The following is a 17529-nucleotide window of genomic DNA, read 5'->3' on the forward strand; positions in this document are numbered from 1 at the left end:
TCAGTCCTCACTTGAGTCACGAGTCACTAGAAGAAGCGCGGATCGTCGAAGACCCCGGACGCCACGAGGTACACGTAGAAGTCGGCGAGGGCCACGCTCAGCAGGGACGCCCAGGCGAGCTGCATGTGCCGGGCGTTGAGCCGGCCGACCCACCGCCACATGCGGTAGCGCACGGGGTGTTTCGAGAAGTGCTTGAGCTTCCCGCCGACGATGTGCCGGCAGGAGTGGCAGGAGAGGGTGTACGCCCAGATCAGCACGATGTTGGCGAGGAACACCAGGGTGCCGAGCCCCATGTGTCCCCAGCGGTAGTGCGCGTCGCGGAAGGACAGCACGGTGTCGTACGTCAGCACGCCCGCGACGAGCAGCGCCGCGTAGAAGAAGTAGCGGTGGACGTTCTGCAGGATGAGCGGGAAGCGGGTCTCGCCGGTGTACTTCGCGTGCGGCTCGGGCACCGCGCAGGCCGGCGGGGAGGCCCAGAAACCGCGGTAGTACGCCTTGCGGTAGTAGTAGCAGGTCAGCCGGAAGCCCAGCGGGAAGATCAGGATGATGATCGCCGGCGAGATGCCCCACCAGCTCCCGAAGAGGTCGGCGTTGGGCCCGGCGTGCATCGTGCGGCAGTTCTCCGCCAGGCACGGCGAGTAGAACGGCGAGACGTACGGCGCCGCGTAGTAGTGAGCGTTGGCGAAGGCCCGCCAGGTCGAGTAGACGACGAAGGCGAGCAGACCGGCCGCGGTGGCGGCGGGCGCCAGCCACCAACGGTCGGTGCGCAGGTGCGCGGCGGCAATGGCGGCGCGGGTCGTCGACCGGACGCCGCCGCTGCTGCTCGGACGGGGTTCCGTACCAGTGGCCACCTCTGCGGCTCCCGTCCCGTCAGGGGGCGTGCCGGTCGCGGGCGCCCAGACCCTCGTCGTCGGAGTCGGTCCACAGGGACCCGTCGTAGGGAGTGTCGTTGATGGTGACCACCTCGGGCCGGGCGGCCTGGACCGGGGTGATCGCCGAGCGCAGCAGCGAGACGCTCTCGCGCAGATGGTCGGCGTCCATCCGGGCCCGGCGCATCTCCAGACTGCCGCTGCCGAGCTGCTTCTCCAGGCGTCCCAGCGACCGGTAGAGATCGTCGAGGCTGCGCTGGACTGACGTCAGTTCGTCGTGCACGGACATGACTTGCCCTCACTTCCGCGGGTCTTTCAGGCCCTGGGTGGCAACGCTCATGCGCCTGCGAGTGTTGCGCGTCACACCACGCGCTGTGAAGGGACGTGCACCGATTGGCGGAGGCGTACGGGTGCATCGCGGGGTGCGTTGCGCCCGTACGGGTGGCCTTGCGGGCCGTCGCCGTCGTGTCGCTGGCTGTGGCCGGATCCTTTCCTCTTCAGTGGCTCCATCAAATCTGCATACGTGTGATCAGCTCCATATACCGCCAAACGTGATCATAACGCCCGCGGCTTTCCGGAGGTACTCCCAAGATGTCCCACGACGTCGTCGGACCGCGCGCCGTCATGCGCTCGGTCGCCTTCCTCACCGCGGGCGCGCTCGCGGTGACCGTGCTCACCGGCTGCAGTTCCGAGGACAAGGCCGGCAAGCCCCTCGCCGGGCAGGACATCGCCCGGGCCGCCCGCGCCCAGATCTCCGACGGCGGCACGCTGCGCTGGGCCGTGGACGCGGTGCCCGAGACGCTGAACACCTTCCAGTCCGACGCCGACGCCACCACCACGCGGGTCGCGCAGGCCGTGCTGCCGTCGATGTACCGGCTGGACGCGCAGGGACGGCCGCAGCGCAACGCCGACTACCTGGAGTCCGCGAAAGTCGTCGAGACCGAACCCAAGCAGGTCGTGCTGTACAAGCTGAACCAGCAGGCCGTGTGGAGCGACGGCCGGGAGATCGGCGCCGCCGACTTCGCCGCGCAGTGGCGCGCCCTGTCCGGCAAGGACGCCGCCTACTGGACCGCCCGCAACGCCGGGTACGACCGCATCGAGAAGATCGAGCGCGGTGCGAACGACCTCGAGGTCAAGGTCACCTTCGCCAAGCCGTACGCCGACTGGCAGTCGCTGTTCTCGCCGCTGTACCCGAAGGACGTCATGGGGACGCCGGACGCGTTCAACGACGGGGCGCGGCGCAAGCTGAAGGTCAGCGCCGGGCCGTTCAAGGTGCAGACGGTCGACACCAAGGCCAAGGACGTCGTCCTCACCCGCAACCCGCGCTGGTGGGGGCACCCGGCCAAGCTGACCGAGATCGTGCTGCAGGCCGTGCCGCGCGACAAGCGGGCGCAGGCGCTCGCCGCCGGCAGTCTCGACATGGCGGAGATCGACCCGTCCGACGCCCAGCGCGTCACCGGCAGTACCGGGGGCGCGGCCGGCCCGCTCCAGGGACCCGGCGGCCGTACGGCGGTCAAGGCGCTGCGCACCTGGGCGGCGCAGCACGGCGCCGACGCCGAGCCCGGCGACGAGGAGCTGCGGGCCTGGGAGAAGCTGACCAAGGCGGTCGCCAAGGAACAGAAGGAGAAGGAGGAGCTGCGCGGCTTCGAGGTGCGCAAGTCCTTCGAGGCGGCGTACACGCAGCTCGCGCTCAACGGCTCCGAGGGGCCGCTGGCGGACGAGCGGGTGCGGCGGGCGGTGGCGCGGGCGCTGGACCGGAAGCAGCTGGCCAAGCTGGTGCTGAAGCCGCTGGGGCTGCCGGCGGTGCCGGTGGGCAGCCATCTGGCGCTGTCCGGGCAGCCGGCGTACGCCGACAGCAGCGGGGCGCTCGGCGGCCAGGACACCGCGGAGGCGCAGGCGCTGCTCGCGGACGCGGGGTGGGTGCCGGGCGGGCCGGTGGACGAGCAGAAGAAGGGGGAGAAGGCGGCCGGCGCGGAGAAGGAGAAGGAGAAGAAGGGCCACGGCACGTCCGGCGGGGACGGCTCCGGTGGCGGCGACGACGGGACGTACATCGTCGGCCAGGACGACAAGGCGGGGTGGCAGCCCGGGCACGGCGAGGACGGCGGACGGCACCTCGCGCAGGACGGCCGGCCGCTCGCCGAGTGGCAGCTGCGGCAGGGCGGGGCGCCGGGGGCGTACGCGCCGAAGGGGACGGCGGCGCCGGCGGGGACGGGGTCGCAGATGCTGGCGAAGGACGGCAAGCCGCTCACGCTCCGCTTCGTGCTGCCCTCCGGAGCGGGCTCGCAGACCCTGCGGCAGGTGGCGGACCGGATCTCCGCGATGCTGGCGAAGGTCGGTATCCGGACCGACATCACGAAGGTGCCGGACGAGAGCTACTTCAAGGACCACATCGCGGCCGGTCAGTACGACCTCGCCCTGTACTCCTGGCCGGCCTCGGCCTTCCCGGCGACGGACGCCCGCCCGATCTACGCGAAGCCGGTGCCGGCCGCCGACGGCTCGCTGACCGTGGAGCAGAACTACACGCGGGTCGGCACGGACCAGGTCGACCAGCTCTTCGACCAGGCGCTCGCGACGCTGGACCAGGACGAGGAACGGGACCTGATCCGCAAGGCTGACTCCCGCATCTGGGCCGCTGCAGGATCGATTCCCCTCTTCCAGCGCCCGCAACTGGTCGCCACCCGGAAATCCCTCGCCAACACGGGAGCCTTCGGCTTCCAGACGCCGGTGTACGAGGACATGGGCTACCTGAAAAAGGGCGAAAAGCCTTCGGCGAGCCCGTCGTCGTAGGCGGCCGGCAGGGGGCTGCGCCCTGAACTCGGGAAGCAGTGCCTGCCGGGGTGTCGGGGGGCTGCGTCCCCGATCCCACGCCGGGTGGCGTGGCGCCCGGGTTTGGGGGCTCCGCCCCGGGTTCCGGGAGTAGTGCCTGCGGGGGTGTCGTGCGGCTACGGCCCCCGATCCCACGCCGGGTGGCGTGGCGCACCGGGTATGGGGGCTCGGCCCTGGATTCCGGGAGCGGTGCCTGCCGGGGTGTCGTGGGGCTGCGCCCTCGATCCCACGCCGGTGGCGTAGCGCACCCAGCACGGGGGCTCCGCCCGGATTCCGGGAGCGGTGCCTGCCGAGGCGTGCTGGGGCTGCGGCCCCCGATCCCAACGCCAGGTGGCGTGGCGCACCGGGCACGGGGGCTCCGCCCGGATTCCGGGAGCCGTGCCTGCCGAGGCGTCCTGGGCTGCGCCCTCGATCCCACGCCGGGTGGCGTGGCGCGCCGGGGCGGTCCGGCCTCCGGCCTGGCTCGGTGTGTGGAGCTGTGCGCCGAGTCCGCCTGGCGCCAAGGTGAGGCTGGTCGTCCTCCTGGTACTCCCGCCGGGGCCGCGCCGCCCGTCACGGACCCGCGCCGCCGGGGAGCCACTTCCGGCCGCCTGGTGAGTCCCGGGGGCCGGAGTGGCCACCGGTCGCCTGACGACTCCCGGCGGGCGGATCGCCTCCGGCCGCGTGGCGACTCCTGGCGGGCGGAGTGGCCTCCGGTCTCCTGGTGAGTCCCGGGGGACGGATTGCCACCGGCCTTCTGACGACTCCGGGCGGACGGAGTTGCCACCGCTCCCCGGCGACTTCCGGCGCCGGGGAGTTGCCACCGGCCCCCGGCGACTCCGGGACGCGCCTGTCTCCGCCTCCCAGCGTCTCCGGGGGTGCCGTCCCCGGCGGGGTCCGGGGCGGAGCCCCGTGGCGGGCGCTCTTGGCCAAGCGAGTCGGGCGGGTGGGTGGGAAACCCCCCGGGGTCCAGGGGCAGAGCCCCTGGCGGGGTCTGGGGCGGAGCCCCAGAGAGACGGCACCAATTCCGACCGCACCCGGGCGGAGCCCACCGCACCTGGGCGGAGCCCACCGCACCCGGGCGGAGCCCACCGCACCCGGGCGGAGCCCACCGCACCCGGGCGGAGCCCACCGCACCCGGGCGGAGCCCACCTCACCCCGGGCGGAGCCCACCGCACCCCGGGCGGAGCCCACCTCACCCGGGCGGAGCCCACCGCACCCCGGGCGGAGCCCACCTCACCCGGGCGGAGCCCACCGCATCCTCGGCCCAGCCGACCCCCAAAACAGCCCCCCGCGGAGCGCTGAGCTGGGCGGATGTGGGCCAAGGCGCCTCCTCCGCGCTGGCCCCGTACCATGGGGTGAGGCCGTGGCATGTTCAGCCCGGCAGGGCCCGCGCAGCAGGGCCGTCCTCACACTCCGGGAGATCGCCGCAATATGGCCACGCGCCACGACATCCGCAATGTCGCCATCGTCGCCCACGTCGACCACGGCAAGACCACCATCGTCGACGGCATGCTGAAGCAGGCCGGCGCCTTCGCCGCCCACCAGCTCGAGGGCGTCGACGACCGCATGATGGACTCGAACGACCTGGAGCGTGAGAAGGGCATCACGATCCTCGCCAAGAACACGGCGGTGAAGTACCACCCGAAGGACGGCGGGGACCCGATCACGATCAACATCATCGACACCCCCGGCCACGCCGACTTCGGCGGCGAGGTCGAGCGCGGTCTGTCGATGGTCGACGGTGTCGTGCTGCTGGTGGACGCCTCCGAGGGCCCGCTCCCGCAGACCCGCTTCGTGCTGCGCAAGGCGCTCCAGCAGCGCCTGCCCGTCATCCTGTGCATCAACAAGACGGACCGCCCGGACTCCCGGATCGACGAGGTCGTCAACGAGACCTACGACCTCTTCCTGGACCTGGACGCGGACGAGGAGCAGATCGAGTTCCCGATCGTCTACGCCTGCGGCCGTGACGGCATCGCCTCGCTGACCAAGCCGGACAACGGCACGGTCCCGGCCGACAGCGACAGCCTGGAGCCGTTCTTCTCCACCATCCTGGAGCACATCCCGGCCCCGGCGTACGACGAGGACGCGCCGCTCCAGGCCCACGTCACCAACCTCGACGCCGACAACTTCCTCGGCCGTATCGCGCTGCTCCGCGTCGAGCAGGGCGAGCTGCGCAAGGGCCAGACGGTCGCCTGGATCAAGCGTGACGGTTCGATCAGCAACGTCCGCATCAGCGAGCTGATGATGACCGAGGCGCTCACCCGCAAGCCCGCCGAGAAGGCCGGCCCGGGTGACATCTGTGCGGTCGCCGGTATCCCGGACATCATGATCGGCGAGACCCTGGCCGACCCGGAGAACCCGGTCGCGCTGCCGCTGATCACGGTCGACGAGCCGGCGATCTCGATGACGATCGGCACGAACACCTCGCCGCTGGTCGGGCGCGGCGGCACCGGCAAGGGCGCCGACGCCAAGGCGGCCGTGAAGGACCGCAAGGTCACCGCCCGCCAGGTCAAGGACCGCCTGGACCGCGAGCTGATCGGTAACGTCTCGCTGCGGGTGCTGGACACCGAGCGCCCGGACGCCTGGGAGGTCCAGGGCCGTGGTGAGCTGGCGCTCGCCATCCTGGTCGAGCAGATGCGCCGCGAGGGCTACGAGCTGACCGTCGGCAAGCCGCAGGTCGTCACCAAGGAGGTCGACGGCAAGACGTACGAGCCCGTCGAGCGCATGACGATCGACGTGCCCGAGGAGCACATGGGCGCCGTCACCCAGCTCATGGGCGTCCGCAAGGGCCGGATGGACAACATGTCCAACCACGGCTCCGGCTGGGTCCGCATGGAGTTCGTCGTCCCCTCCCGCGGTCTCATCGGCTTCCGTACCGAGTTCCTGACCCAGACCCGCGGCACGGGAATCGGCCACTCCATCCACGAGGGCTTCGAGCCCTGGTTCGGCAACCTGACGACCCGCAACAACGGCTCGCTGGTCGCCGACCGCGCCGGTGCCGTCACCGCCTTCGCGATGACGAACCTGCAGGAGCGCGGCGTGCTGTTCGTGGAGCCGGGCACCGAGGTGTACGAGGGCATGATCGTCGGTGAGAACTCCCGCTCCGACGACATGGACGTCAACATCACCAAGGAGAAGAAGCTCACCAACATGCGCTCCTCCTCGGCCGACTCGTTCGAGGCGATCGTGCCGCCGCGCAAGCTGTCGCTGGAGCAGTCCCTGGAGTTCTGCCGCGACGACGAGTGCGTCGAGGTGACCCCGGAGGCCGTCCGCATCCGCAAGGTGAACCTGGACGCCCGCGAGCGCGCCCGCGCCGCGAGCCGCGCCAAGCACGGCTGACACACCGACAGCGACGAGCCGGGTCCCCGCGTTCAGCGGGGGCCCGGCTCGTCTGCGTTGCCGTGCCCATACCGTGCGTGGTGGGGGAATCCGCCAGAGGGTAGGGAAAACCCTGCATCCTGGGCCCTAAGCCGCACGGGGTGGCCGATTTCTACTAGTCTGCTGCGCGGGTGGAGGCGTCCTGTCATGCGCTCAATTCCCCGGTGGGCCTTCGCCGTTCGTGTGGCGGCCGACACTCTTCCGGGCAGCGCGAAGTGCCCTGCACGGCGGCCACAGTAGCCGCAAGTGCTTTTTCCCACCCGTGCGTCCGGAATCCGGACAGTGATCACCGATAGATGTGTAACAAGTCCGTTTCGCTGCGATCTATCTGCAAACTGTTTGTCCGGATTTTGGAAGAAGTAGACGGCAGGTGTGATCGAACCGAGACCTTGTGGGTGTGGTTCGGCCGGTGGCCCATGGCAGATAGTTAGGCGCGTAGAGCTCGGATCCCGGGTCACGCCAGCTGCGGCGCCGACTCACGAGCGGGGGGACACCTCACCATCTGCGCCGTCGATGACGGTGGTGTGACGCGTGCCCCCCTATGCGGTGAACCAAAGGACTCATAAGGAGGAACCCATGCGCGGTGCGAAGAGCGCCAAGTGGGTCGCGATAGCCGCGGTTGTGGCGCTGGGCGCGACCGCCTGTGGTGGTGGCAGCGGCAAGGGCGACAGCAAGGCCGCCATCGACCCGAACGGCAAGTTCTCGGTCGAGGTGGGCGAGCCGCAGAACCCTCTGCAGCCGGCCAACACCATGGAGTCCAACGGCAGCATCGTCATCAAGTCGCTGTTCTCCGGGCTCGTCGACTACGACAGCAGCGGCAAGATCGTCAATGTCAATGCGCAGTCGATCGACACCAAGGACAACAAGACCTTCACGGTCAAGCTGAAGCCGGGCTGGACCTTCCACGACGGCACCCCGGTGACCGCCACGTCCTACGTCAAGGCGTGGAACTGGGCGGCCAATCCGGCCAACAAGCAGACCAACAGCGCGTGGTTCGCCGACATCCAGGGCTACGCCGACGTCGCCCCGGACAGCGGCAAGGCCAAGGCCACCGAGATGTCCGGTCTGAAGGTCGTCGACGACAACACCTTCACCATCACGCTGTCCAAGCCGATCCCGTACTTCGTGTACAAGCTCGGCTACGAGGTCTTCGACCCGCTGCCCGAGTCCTTCTACAAGGACCCGAAGGCCGCCGGCGAGCACCCGATCGGCAACGGCCCCTACAAGTTCGTCAAGTGGGACCACAAGAAGCTGATCGAGGTCGCCAAGTTCGACGGCTACAAGGGCCCGAACGCCGCCAAGAACGGCGGGGTGCTCTTCAAGAACTACGCCAAGCTCGAGACCGCCTACCAGGACCTGAAGTCCGGCAACCTCGACGTGATGCGCCAGGTCGCCCCGCGTGACCTGCCGGTGTACAAGGCGGACCTCGGCGACCGTGCCGTGGACCAGGCGTACTCCGCCATCCAGACCATCGCGGTGGCGTACTACTCCCCGCAGTGGAAGAACATCGACCCGCGCGTCCTGCAGGGTCTGTCGATGGCGATCGACCGGGACACCATCACCAAGACCGTCCTCCAGGGCACCCGTGAGCCGGCCACCGGCTGGGTCGCCAAGGGCGTCCTCGGCTACACGCCGAACGCCGCGGGCGACATCACCAAGTTCGACCCCGCCAAGGCCAAGCAGCTCATCAAGGCCGGCGGCGGCGTCCCGGGCAACAAGATCTCCATCCAGTTCAACGCGGACGGCGGTCACAAGGAGTGGGTGGAGGCCGTCTGCGGCTCCATCACCAAGGCCACGGGCGTGCAGTGCACCGGCGACTCCAAGCCGGACTTCCAGGCGGACACCAACGCGCGTGACGCCAAGCAGGTCAAGTCGCTGTACCGCTCCGGCTGGGTGCTCGACTACCCGTTCATCTCGAACTTCATCCGCGACCTGTTCGACTCCAAGGCCGACGGCAACCAGGGCGGTTTCAAGAGCAAGGAAATCGACGACCTGATCGCCAAGGCCGACGCGGCGAAGACGCTGGAGGAGTCGCAGGCTCTCTACCAGCAGATCGAGAAGGTTCTGCCGAAGTACATGCCGAGCATCCCGCTCTGGTACTACAAGGTCAACGCGGGCTACTCGGAGAAGGTCACCGGCGTCAAGTACGCCCAGGACGGTGACCCGATCCTGACCGGCGTTCAGGTCACGAAGTAACCGCTGGCGAACAGCGTTGCCGTGCCGCACCCGGCGGGGTGCGGCACGGCGTCGGCCGACAACAGGCCGGGGGGCCCTTTTCACCGCACACGCACGGACAACGCTCGGGGGAGCCGTTCGTGTGCGGTGGAAAGGGCCTGCCGCTGTGACTGACATGGAGGCACCATGGGGCGCTATGTCGCACGACGACTGCTCCAGATGATCCCGGTCTTCATCGGGACAACCCTGCTGATTTTCCTGATGGTCTACGCCCTGCCCGGCGATCCCGTGCGGGGGCTCTTCGGTGACAAGGGCACGAGCCCAGCGGTCCTTCGGGCGCTGCGGCACGAGTACGGCCTCGACAAGCCCGTCCTGCTGCAGTACTGGGACTACATGAAGGGCATCATCCTGCACTTCGACTTCGGCAACCAGATCGCCAGCGGGCGTCCGGTCACCGAAATCCTGGGTGAGGCCTTCCCCGTGACGCTGCGCCTGTCCGGCCTGGCGTTCGTCATCGAGGCGATCCTCGGCGTCGTGCTCGGCGTCGTCTCCGGCATGCGTGCCGGCAAGGCGGCCGACACCGTCATCCTCGTCGTGACGCTGCTGCTGATCTCGGTCCCCGTCTTCGTCCTGGGCTACATCCTCCAGACGGTGTTCGCCTTCCAGCTCGGCTGGCTGGAACCGGCGGTCAACGACGACACGAACCTCAGTCAGCTGCTGCTGCCGGCCATCGTGCTCGCCAGCGCCTCACTGGCCTATGTGGCGAGACTGACCCGCACCTCGATCGCGGAGAACCTGCGCGCGGACTACATCCGCACCGCCGTGGCCAAGGGCCTGCCCCGCCGCCGTATCGTCGGTGTGCATCTGATGCGCAACTCGCTCATCCCGGTCGTCACCTTCCTCGGCACCGACCTCGGTGCCCTGATGGGCGGCGCCGTCGTGACCGAGTCCATCTTCAACATCCACGGCGTCGGCGGCACCATCGCCGACTCGATCACCCGCCGTGAGGGCACCACGCTGGTCGGCCTGGTCACCATCCTCGTCCTCGTGTACCTCGTGACCAGCCTGATCGTCGACCTGCTGTACGCGGTTCTGGACCCGAGGATCCGTTATGCCTGAGCTGACCAAGACCGCAGACGAGCCCGTCGTCGCCGTCGCCTCCGGCGGCGCCCCGGCGGGCAAGCCGGAGAAGACGCGCAGCCTGTGGGGCGACGCCTGGCGGGACCTGCGCACCAACTGGGTGTTCATCGTCTCGGCGGTGCTCATCCTGCTGCTGCTGGTGATGGCGGCCTGGCCCAGCCTGTTCACGGGCGCCGACCCGAACAACAAGGACCTGGCGACCCACTACCTCCAGCACCCGCACTACGGCAAGGTCTTCGCCGAGGACTGGCTGGGCTACGACGCCCAGGGCCGCAGCGTGTACGCCCGTGCCATCTACGGCACCCGCGCCTCGCTGCTCGTCGGCGCGGGCACCACGCTCGTCGTCACCGTCTTCGGCGGTCTGGTCGGCATGCTCGCCGGCTACTTCGGCGGCTGGCTGGACGCCGTGCTGTCCCGGATCACGGACATGTTCTTCGGCATCCCGTTCCTGCTCGGCGCGATGGTGATGCTGAACTCCTTCACGGAGCGCAACATCCCCGTCGTCATCACCGCCCTGGCCTTCCTGGGCTGGACGCAGACGGCGCGTGTCATGCGCGGCTCGGTGATCACCGTCAAGGCGACGGACTACGTCCAGGCGGCCAAGGCGCTCGGCGCGTCCACCACCCGGATCCTGTTCCGCCACGTGCTGCCCAACGCGGTGGCGCCGGTGATCGTCGTCGCCACCATCTCGCTGGGTGTCTACATCGGCGCCGAGGCGACGCTGTCGTTCCTGGGCCTGGGCCTGAACGGCGTCTCGTGGGGCAACGACATCTCCGACGGCGGCAACCAGATCCGCGTCGCGCAGTACATCATGCTCTACCCGTCGATCATGCTCAGCATCACGGTGCTGGCGTTCATCATGCTCGGTGAGGCCGTCCGCAACGCCCTCGATCCGAAGTCGCGCTGAGGGAGGCGTACGTGACCATCATCGAAGACACCACTTCCGTGCCCTCGCCGCGCGGCGAAGGGGCCGACGGCGGCCCGCTGCTCGAAGTGCGGGACCTGCACGTCGAGTTCCACACCCGCGAGGGCGTGGTCAAGGCCGTCAACGGCGTCAACTACAGCGTCTCCGCGGGCGAGACCCTCGCCGTGCTCGGCGAGTCCGGCTCCGGCAAGTCGGTCACCGCGCAGGCCATCATGGGCATCCTCGACATGCCGCCGGCGAAGATCCCGCAGGGCGAGATCCTCTTCCGCGGCCAGGACATGCTGAAGATGTCCGGCGAGGACCGCCGGCAGATCCGCGGCCGGCGCATCGCGATGATCTTCCAGGACGCGCTCAGCTCGCTGAACCCGGTGCTGACCGTCGGCTACCAGCTCGGTGAGATGTTCCGCATCCACCAGGGTCTGTCGAAGAAGGACGCCAAGGCCAAGTCCATCGAGCTGATGGACAAGGTCAAGATCCCGGCCGCGGCGGCCCGCGTCAACGACTACCCGCACCAGTTCTCCGGCGGTATGCGCCAGCGCATCATGATCGCCATGGCGCTGGCGCTGGAGCCGGACCTGATCATCGCCGACGAGCCGACCACGGCCCTCGACGTGACCGTCCAGGCCCAGGTCATGGACCTGCTCGCGGAGCTCCAGCGCGAGTACAACATGGGCCTGATCCTCATCACCCACGACCTCGGCGTCGTCGCGGACGTCGCGGACAAGATCGCGGTGATGTACGCGGGCCGGATCGTGGAGTGCGCCCCGGTCCACGAGCTGTACAAGCGCCCGGCGCACCCCTACACCCGGGGTCTGCTGGACTCCATCCCGCGCCTGGACCAGAAGGGCCAGGAGCTGTACGCGATCAAGGGTCTGCCGCCCAACCTGCTGCGGATTCCGACCGGTTGCGCCTTCAACCCGCGCTGCCCCAAGGCCCAGGACATCTGCCGCGAGCAGGTCCCGGCGCTGGTGCCGGTCACCGAGCAGGACGGCACGGACCTGCCGGGCCGCGGCTCGGCCTGCCACTTCTGGAAGGAGACGCTCCATGGCTGAGCTCAGCAAGAACGACGAGCAGCCCGACGCCACGCCGAACGTCTCCGACGTGGACCTCGTCGACGCCCACTCCGAGGAGGAGGCGGTCGCCGCGATCGAGGCGCCCGTGTCGCGCGGTGAGCCGATCCTCCAGGTGCGTGACCTGAAGAAGCACTTCCCGCTGACCCAGGGCGTCCTGTTCAAGAAGCACATCGGCGCGGTCAAGGCCGTCGACGGTGTCTCCTTCGACCTGTACCAGGGCGAGACGCTGGGCATCGTGGGCGAGTCCGGCTGCGGCAAGTCCACCGTCGCCAAGCTCCTGATGAACCTGGAGCGGGTGACGGCCGGCGAGATCTTCTACAAGGGCCAGGACATCACCAAGCTGTCCGGGCGCGCGCTGAAGGCGGTCCGCCGCAACATCCAGATGGTGTTCCAGGACCCGTACACCTCGCTCAACCCGCGTATGACGGTCGGCGACATCATCGGCGAGCCCTTCGACATCCACCCCGAGGTGGCCCCGAAGGGCGACCGGCGCCGCAAGGTGCAGGAGCTGCTGGACGTCGTCGGTCTGAACCCGGAGTACATCAACCGCTACCCGCACCAGTTCTCCGGCGGCCAGCGCCAGCGCATCGGCATCGCCCGCGGCCTGGCCCTCAACCCCGAGATCATCATCTGCGACGAGCCGGTCTCCGCGCTGGACGTGTCCGTCCAGGCGCAGGTCATCAACCTGATGGAGCGACTGCAGGACGAGTTCAACCTGTCCTACATCTTCATCGCGCACGACCTGTCGATCGTCCGGCACATCTCGGACCGCGTCGGCGTGATGTACCTCGGCAAGATCGCCGAGATCGGCACGGACGAGCAGATCTACGACCACCCGACCCACCCCTACACCCAGGCGCTGCTCTCCGCCGTCCCGGTCCCCGACCCGGACGCCCGCGAGCACCGCGAGCGGATCATCCTCACCGGTGATGTGCCCTCGCCGGCCAACCCGCCGTCGGGGTGCCGCTTCCGCACCCGGTGCTGGAAGGCGCAGGACAAGTGCGCGCAGGAGGTCCCGCTGCTCGCGATCCCCGAGCGGTTCAAGGGCGAGGACACTCCGGCGGCTCATGAGTCGGCTTGTCACTTCGCGGAGGAGAAGGACGTCGTCCACGCGTAGCCTGCGGCGGCTCAGCCGTTGTTCCCGGTGCCCCTTGTTTTTGGGGTGCCGGGAACTTTGGTTTTGCCGGTCGTTCTTCGGGTGCGGCTTGGTCGTGGCTGGTCGCGCAGTTCCCCGCGCCCCTAAGCCGGCTTCACTTCCGTCAGCGACAAGTGGCAGGCCGATTGGGCCTTCCTGCCGGCGTGCAGCACCTCGGGGTCCTGTGTGCGGCACGCCCCTGCCACCCCCGCCCGTTCCGCCTCTCCGCCTGCCAGCATCGGGCATCTGGCGTGGAAGCGGCAGCCCCGGGGGATGCGGGAGGGGTCCGGGGGTTCGCCGGCCAGGACCACCGGGGTGCCGGGGGCTTCGGGCAGGACCGAGAGCAGGGCCTGGGTGTACGGGTGACGGGGAGCCGTCAGCACCTCCTCCACCGTTCCCGTCTCCACGATCCGGCCCAGGTACATCACCGCCACCCGGTCGGCGATGTTCCACGCCAGCCCCAGGTCGTGGGTCACCACCAGGGCCGCCAGGCCCAGTTCCGTGCGCAGGCGCAGCAGCAGGGCCAGGATCTCGCCGCGGACCGAGGCGTCCAGGGACGCCACCGGTTCGTCGGCCACCAGCAGTTTCGGTTCCAGCACCAGCGCGCCCGCGATGACGACCCGCTGACGCTGGCCGCCGGACAGTTCGTGCGGGTAGCGCAGGAAGAAGCGCTCGGGGGGACGCAGGCCCGCCCGGGACAGGGCGTCGGCGACCGCCGTGCGCTCGTCCCCGGCGTGCCCGTGGATGCGCAGGCCCTCCGCCACGGCGTCGTAGACGGTGTGCCGCGGGTTGAGCGAGCCGCTGGGGTCCTGGAGGACCAGCTGGACCTGGCGGCGGTGGGCGCGCAGGGCGCGGGAGGAGTAGGACAGGTCCCGTCCGTCGTACGAGATCCGGCCCGCCGTCGGTTTCACCAGGCCCAGCAGGGCGCGGGCCAGCGTCGACTTGCCGCAGCCGGACTCGCCGACGAGGGCGACGATCTCGCCGGGGCGGATGTCGAGTTCCACGCCGTCCACCGCCCGGGCGGGTCCGGCCCCCTGCCGGCCGGGGAAGGCCACGTGCAGGCACTGGGCGCTGAGCAGCGGGGGTGTCGTCATGGCGTGCTCCTCAGGTTCTCGGACGGCCCGCCCGTGGATTCCGGTACGCCGGACACGTGCACGCAGGCCGCCGTGCGGTCCGTACCCGCGTCCCGCAGGGGCTGGTCGTCGGCCGCGCACACCGGCAGGGCCACCGGGCAGCGGGCGTGGAAGGCGCAGCCGGCGGGGAGGGCGGCGGGGTCCGGTGGGTCGCCGGGCAGGCCCTGCGGGGCGAACCGGGACGCCGGGTCGCCGATGCGCGGGAACGCCGCCGACAGCGCCCGCGCGTACGGGTGCCGGGCGTCCTCGTACACCGACCGCGCGGGGCCTTCCTCGACCACCCGCCCGGCGTACATCACCGCGAGCCGGTCGCAGGTGTCGGCCAGTACGGCGAGGTCGTGGCTGATCATGATCAGGCCGAGGTCCTGGTCCGTGACCAGTGACTCGATCAGCCGCAGGATCTGCGCCTGGATCATCACGTCCAGCGCGGTCGTCGGCTCGTCCGCGACGATCAGCCGGGGCTCGCAGGCCAGCGCCATGGCGATCATCACGCGCTGCCGCTGCCCGCCGGACAGTTCGTGCGGGAAGGCCGAGGCGCGCGCGGCGGGCAGCCCCACGTGCTCCAGCAGCTCCCCGGCCCGCGTGCGGGCGGCGGCGGCCGTCGCCCGGCCGTGCAGCAGGACGGGCTCGGCGATCTGGTCGCCGACCCGGTGCACGGGGTTCAGGGAGTGCATCGCGCCCTGGAACACGATCGACGCCCCCGCCCAGCGCACCGCGCGCAGCCGTCCCCAGCGCATGCCGAGCACGTCCTCGCCGTCCAGCGCGATCCGGCCGGTGATCCGCGTGCCCGCCGGGAGCAGCCGCAGCAGCGCCAGCGCCAGCGTGGACTTGCCGCAGCCCGACTCGCCCGCGACGCCGAGTTTCTGCCCGGCCTGGAGCGTCAGGTCCACGCCGCGTACGGCGGCCACTCCGCCCGGGTACGTCACGGCGAGGTCCCGCACCTCCAGCAGCGTCATCGCGCCACCCCCAGCCTGGGATTGAGGACGGCCTCGACCGCCCGTCCGCACAGCGTGAACGCCAGGGCCACGCCCGCGATCGCGATGCCCGGCGGCACCAGGTACCACCAGTCGCCGGAGCTGACCGCGCCCGCCTCCCGCGCCTCCTGGAGCATCCCGCCCCAGGACACCACCGTCGGATCGCCCAGCCCGAGGAAGGCGAGGGTGGCCTCGGCGAGGATGGAGGAGGAGATCATCAGTGTCGTCTGCGCCAGCACCAGCGGCATCACATTGGGCAGCACGTGCCGGGTCATGATGTGCCAGTGTCCGCCGCCGAGCGCCTTCGCCCGTTCGATGTAGGGCCGGGACTCCACGGCGAGGGTCTGCGCCCGCACCAGCCGCGCCGTCGTCGGCCAGGTGGTGACGCCGATCGCCAGCACGACCGTGCCGAGCGAGCGGGACATCACGGTGGCCAGCGCGATGGCCAGGACCAGCGTCGGCATCACCAGGAACCAGTCCGTGACCCGCATCAGCACGGTCGCGTACGCGCCCCGGAAGTGCCCGGCGGTGATGCCCACGACCGCGCCGATCGCCACCGACAGCACCGCCGCCAGCAGCCCCACCAGCAGAGAGACCCGGGAGCCCCACACCAGCAGGCCCAGCAGGTCGCGGCCGAAGCGGTCGGTGCCCAGCCAGAATGCGCCGCTCGGGCCCTGCAGCGGCCGCCCGGGCGCGCCGGTCACGCTCGCCACGTCCGAACCGACCGTCAGCGGCGCGCTCAGCGCGAGCAGGGCGAGCAGCACGAGCGCGGCGAGGCCGAGCAGCCCGGCGCGGTGGGTGGTGTACTGCCGCCAGAACCGTACGGCGGCGCGGCGGCGGCGCTGCCGGGCCAGTCCCGCCGCGGTGGGTGTCGCAGTAGTGCTCATGTCCGCCCCACCCTCGGGTCGAGCAGCGGATAGACCAGGTCGGCCAGGGTGTTCATGACGATCACCGCCGCGGCGAAGAAGAGGAACAGGCCCTGCACCAGCGGCAGGTCGGGCACGCTGAGCGCCTGGTAGAACAGGCCGCCCAGACCGGGCCAGGAGAAGACGGTCTCGACCAGGATCACCCCGGCGACGGTCCGGCCGAGGTTGACGAAGACGAGCGTGACGGTCGGCAGCAGCGCGTTGGGCACCGCGTGCCGGCGCCGCACCTGGTCGTCGCGCAGCCCCTTGGCCCGCGCGGTCGTCAGATAGTCGCTGCCCATCTCGTCCAGCAGCGCCGAACGGGTCACGAGCAGCGTCTGGCCGTACTCGACGGCGACCAGGGTGACCACCGGCAGGATCAGATGGTGGGCGACGTCGAGGACGTAGGCGAAGCCCTCCTTGCCGCCGGACTCCATGCCGCCGGTGGGGAAGAGCCCGGGGAGCGGGCCGATGCCGACCGACAGCACGATGATCAGCAGCAGGCCCAGCCAGAACGACGGCACCGAGTACAGGGTGAGCGCCAGCCCGGTGTGGAAGCGGTCGCCGAGGCTGCCGCGCCGCCAGGCCGCGCGGGTGCCGAGGTAGACGCCGAGCAGGGTGTAGAGCACGAACCCGGTGCCGGTGAGCAGCAGGGTGTTGGGCAGCGCCTCGGTGATCTTGTCGAGGACCGGGGCGCGGAACTGGTACGAGGTGCCGAGGTCGCCGGTGAGGGCCTTGCCGCAGTAGTCGGTGAACTGCTGCCACAACGGCAGGTCGAGGCCGAACTCCCGGCGGTAGGCCGCGAGTTGCCCGGCGGAGATGGGGCGTCCGCCGGTCATCGTGCGGACCGGGTCGCCGGGGATGAGACGGAACAGGAAGAAGCCGGTGACGAGCACGGCCAGCAGCGAGACGGCGGCGCCGGCCAGCTTGCCCGCGCCGTAGCGCAGGTAGGGGACCGGGGACGGGCGGCGCCGGGTGCGCTCGCCCGCCGTGGCGAGGGTGGTGGCGGTCATG

Annotated in this window: 13 protein-coding genes; 7 read left to right on the forward strand and 6 right to left on the reverse strand. The window is 70.3% G+C overall.

From position 1 onward, the window contains the following. Positions 1–26: 26 nt before the first annotated feature. Both AC0B9F_RS14470 and AC0B9F_RS14475 read right to left on the reverse strand, forming a co-directional pair. Entirely contained in the window at positions 27–851 is an 825-nt protein-coding gene (locus AC0B9F_RS14470; RefSeq protein ID WP_472002383.1) for a hypothetical protein, read from the reverse strand. Between the two features lie 19 nt (positions 852–870). Further along, a complete protein-coding gene (locus AC0B9F_RS14475; protein ID WP_472002385.1) occupies positions 871–1158 on the reverse strand; it encodes a hypothetical protein in 288 nt (95 codons plus the stop codon). A 302-nt stretch (positions 1159–1460) separates the two neighbouring features. On the opposite strand from AC0B9F_RS14475, the gene AC0B9F_RS14480 reads away from it, so the two are divergent. The 7 genes from AC0B9F_RS14480 (at position 1461) to AC0B9F_RS14510 (ending at position 13485) form a co-directional block, all read left to right on the forward strand. Then, complete coding sequence (locus tag AC0B9F_RS14480) at positions 1461–3656, forward strand: ABC transporter family substrate-binding protein (RefSeq protein WP_472002386.1); 2196 nt, start codon at positions 1461–1463, stop codon at positions 3654–3656. 1452 nt (positions 3657–5108) lie between these two features. Next, positions 5109–7016 (forward strand): translational GTPase TypA, encoded by a 1908-nt coding sequence (gene typA / locus AC0B9F_RS14485; RefSeq protein WP_472002388.1) that lies wholly within the window; start codon positions 5109–5111, stop codon positions 7014–7016. A gap of 615 nt (positions 7017–7631) precedes the next feature. Beyond that, positions 7632–9251, forward strand: a complete 1620-nt coding sequence (locus AC0B9F_RS14490; RefSeq protein WP_472002390.1) for a peptide ABC transporter substrate-binding protein — start codon at positions 7632–7634, stop codon at positions 9249–9251. 165 nt (positions 9252–9416) lie between these two features. Next, positions 9417–10349 (forward strand): ABC transporter permease, encoded by a 933-nt coding sequence (locus tag AC0B9F_RS14495; RefSeq protein WP_472002392.1) that lies wholly within the window; start codon positions 9417–9419, stop codon positions 10347–10349. Continuing rightward, a complete protein-coding gene (locus AC0B9F_RS14500; protein ID WP_472002394.1) occupies positions 10342–11277 on the forward strand; it encodes an ABC transporter permease in 936 nt (311 codons plus the stop codon). The genes AC0B9F_RS14495 and AC0B9F_RS14500 overlap by 8 nt, the downstream gene beginning before the upstream one ends. A gap of 11 nt (positions 11278–11288) precedes the next feature. Next, positions 11289–12347 carry an ABC transporter ATP-binding protein gene (locus AC0B9F_RS14505; protein ID WP_472002396.1) on the forward strand — a complete coding sequence of 353 codons (1059 nt, stop codon included), beginning with the start codon at positions 11289–11291 and terminating at the stop codon, positions 12345–12347. Continuing rightward, positions 12340–13485 (forward strand): ABC transporter ATP-binding protein, encoded by a 1146-nt coding sequence (locus tag AC0B9F_RS14510; RefSeq protein ID WP_472002398.1) that lies wholly within the window; start codon positions 12340–12342, stop codon positions 13483–13485. Before AC0B9F_RS14505 ends, AC0B9F_RS14510 begins: the two co-directional genes overlap by 8 nt. A 122-nt stretch (positions 13486–13607) precedes the next feature. On the opposite strand, the gene AC0B9F_RS14515 is transcribed toward AC0B9F_RS14510, so the two are convergent. Genes AC0B9F_RS14515 through AC0B9F_RS14530 form a run of 4 tightly spaced genes read right to left on the reverse strand, consistent with a single transcriptional unit; the run spans position 13608 to position 17528 of the window. Continuing rightward, positions 13608–14597 carry an ABC transporter ATP-binding protein gene (locus tag AC0B9F_RS14515; protein WP_472002399.1) on the reverse strand — a complete coding sequence of 330 codons (990 nt, stop codon included), beginning with the start codon at positions 14595–14597 and terminating at the stop codon, positions 13608–13610. Then, positions 14594–15592 (reverse strand): ABC transporter ATP-binding protein, encoded by a 999-nt coding sequence (locus tag AC0B9F_RS14520; RefSeq protein ID WP_472002401.1) that lies wholly within the window; start codon positions 15590–15592, stop codon positions 14594–14596. The genes AC0B9F_RS14515 and AC0B9F_RS14520 overlap by 4 nt, the downstream gene beginning before the upstream one ends. Beyond that, complete coding sequence (locus tag AC0B9F_RS14525) at positions 15589–16497, reverse strand: ABC transporter permease (RefSeq protein WP_472002403.1); 909 nt, start codon at positions 16495–16497, stop codon at positions 15589–15591. Before AC0B9F_RS14525 ends, AC0B9F_RS14520 begins: the two co-directional genes overlap by 4 nt. Further along, a complete protein-coding gene (locus tag AC0B9F_RS14530; RefSeq protein WP_472002405.1) occupies positions 16494–17528 on the reverse strand; it encodes an ABC transporter permease in 1035 nt (344 codons plus the stop codon). The genes AC0B9F_RS14525 and AC0B9F_RS14530 overlap by 4 nt, the downstream gene beginning before the upstream one ends. Between the last annotated feature and the right edge of the window lies 1 nt (position 17529).

The sequence above is a fragment of the Streptomyces sp. NPDC097129 genome, assembly GCF_055668065.1.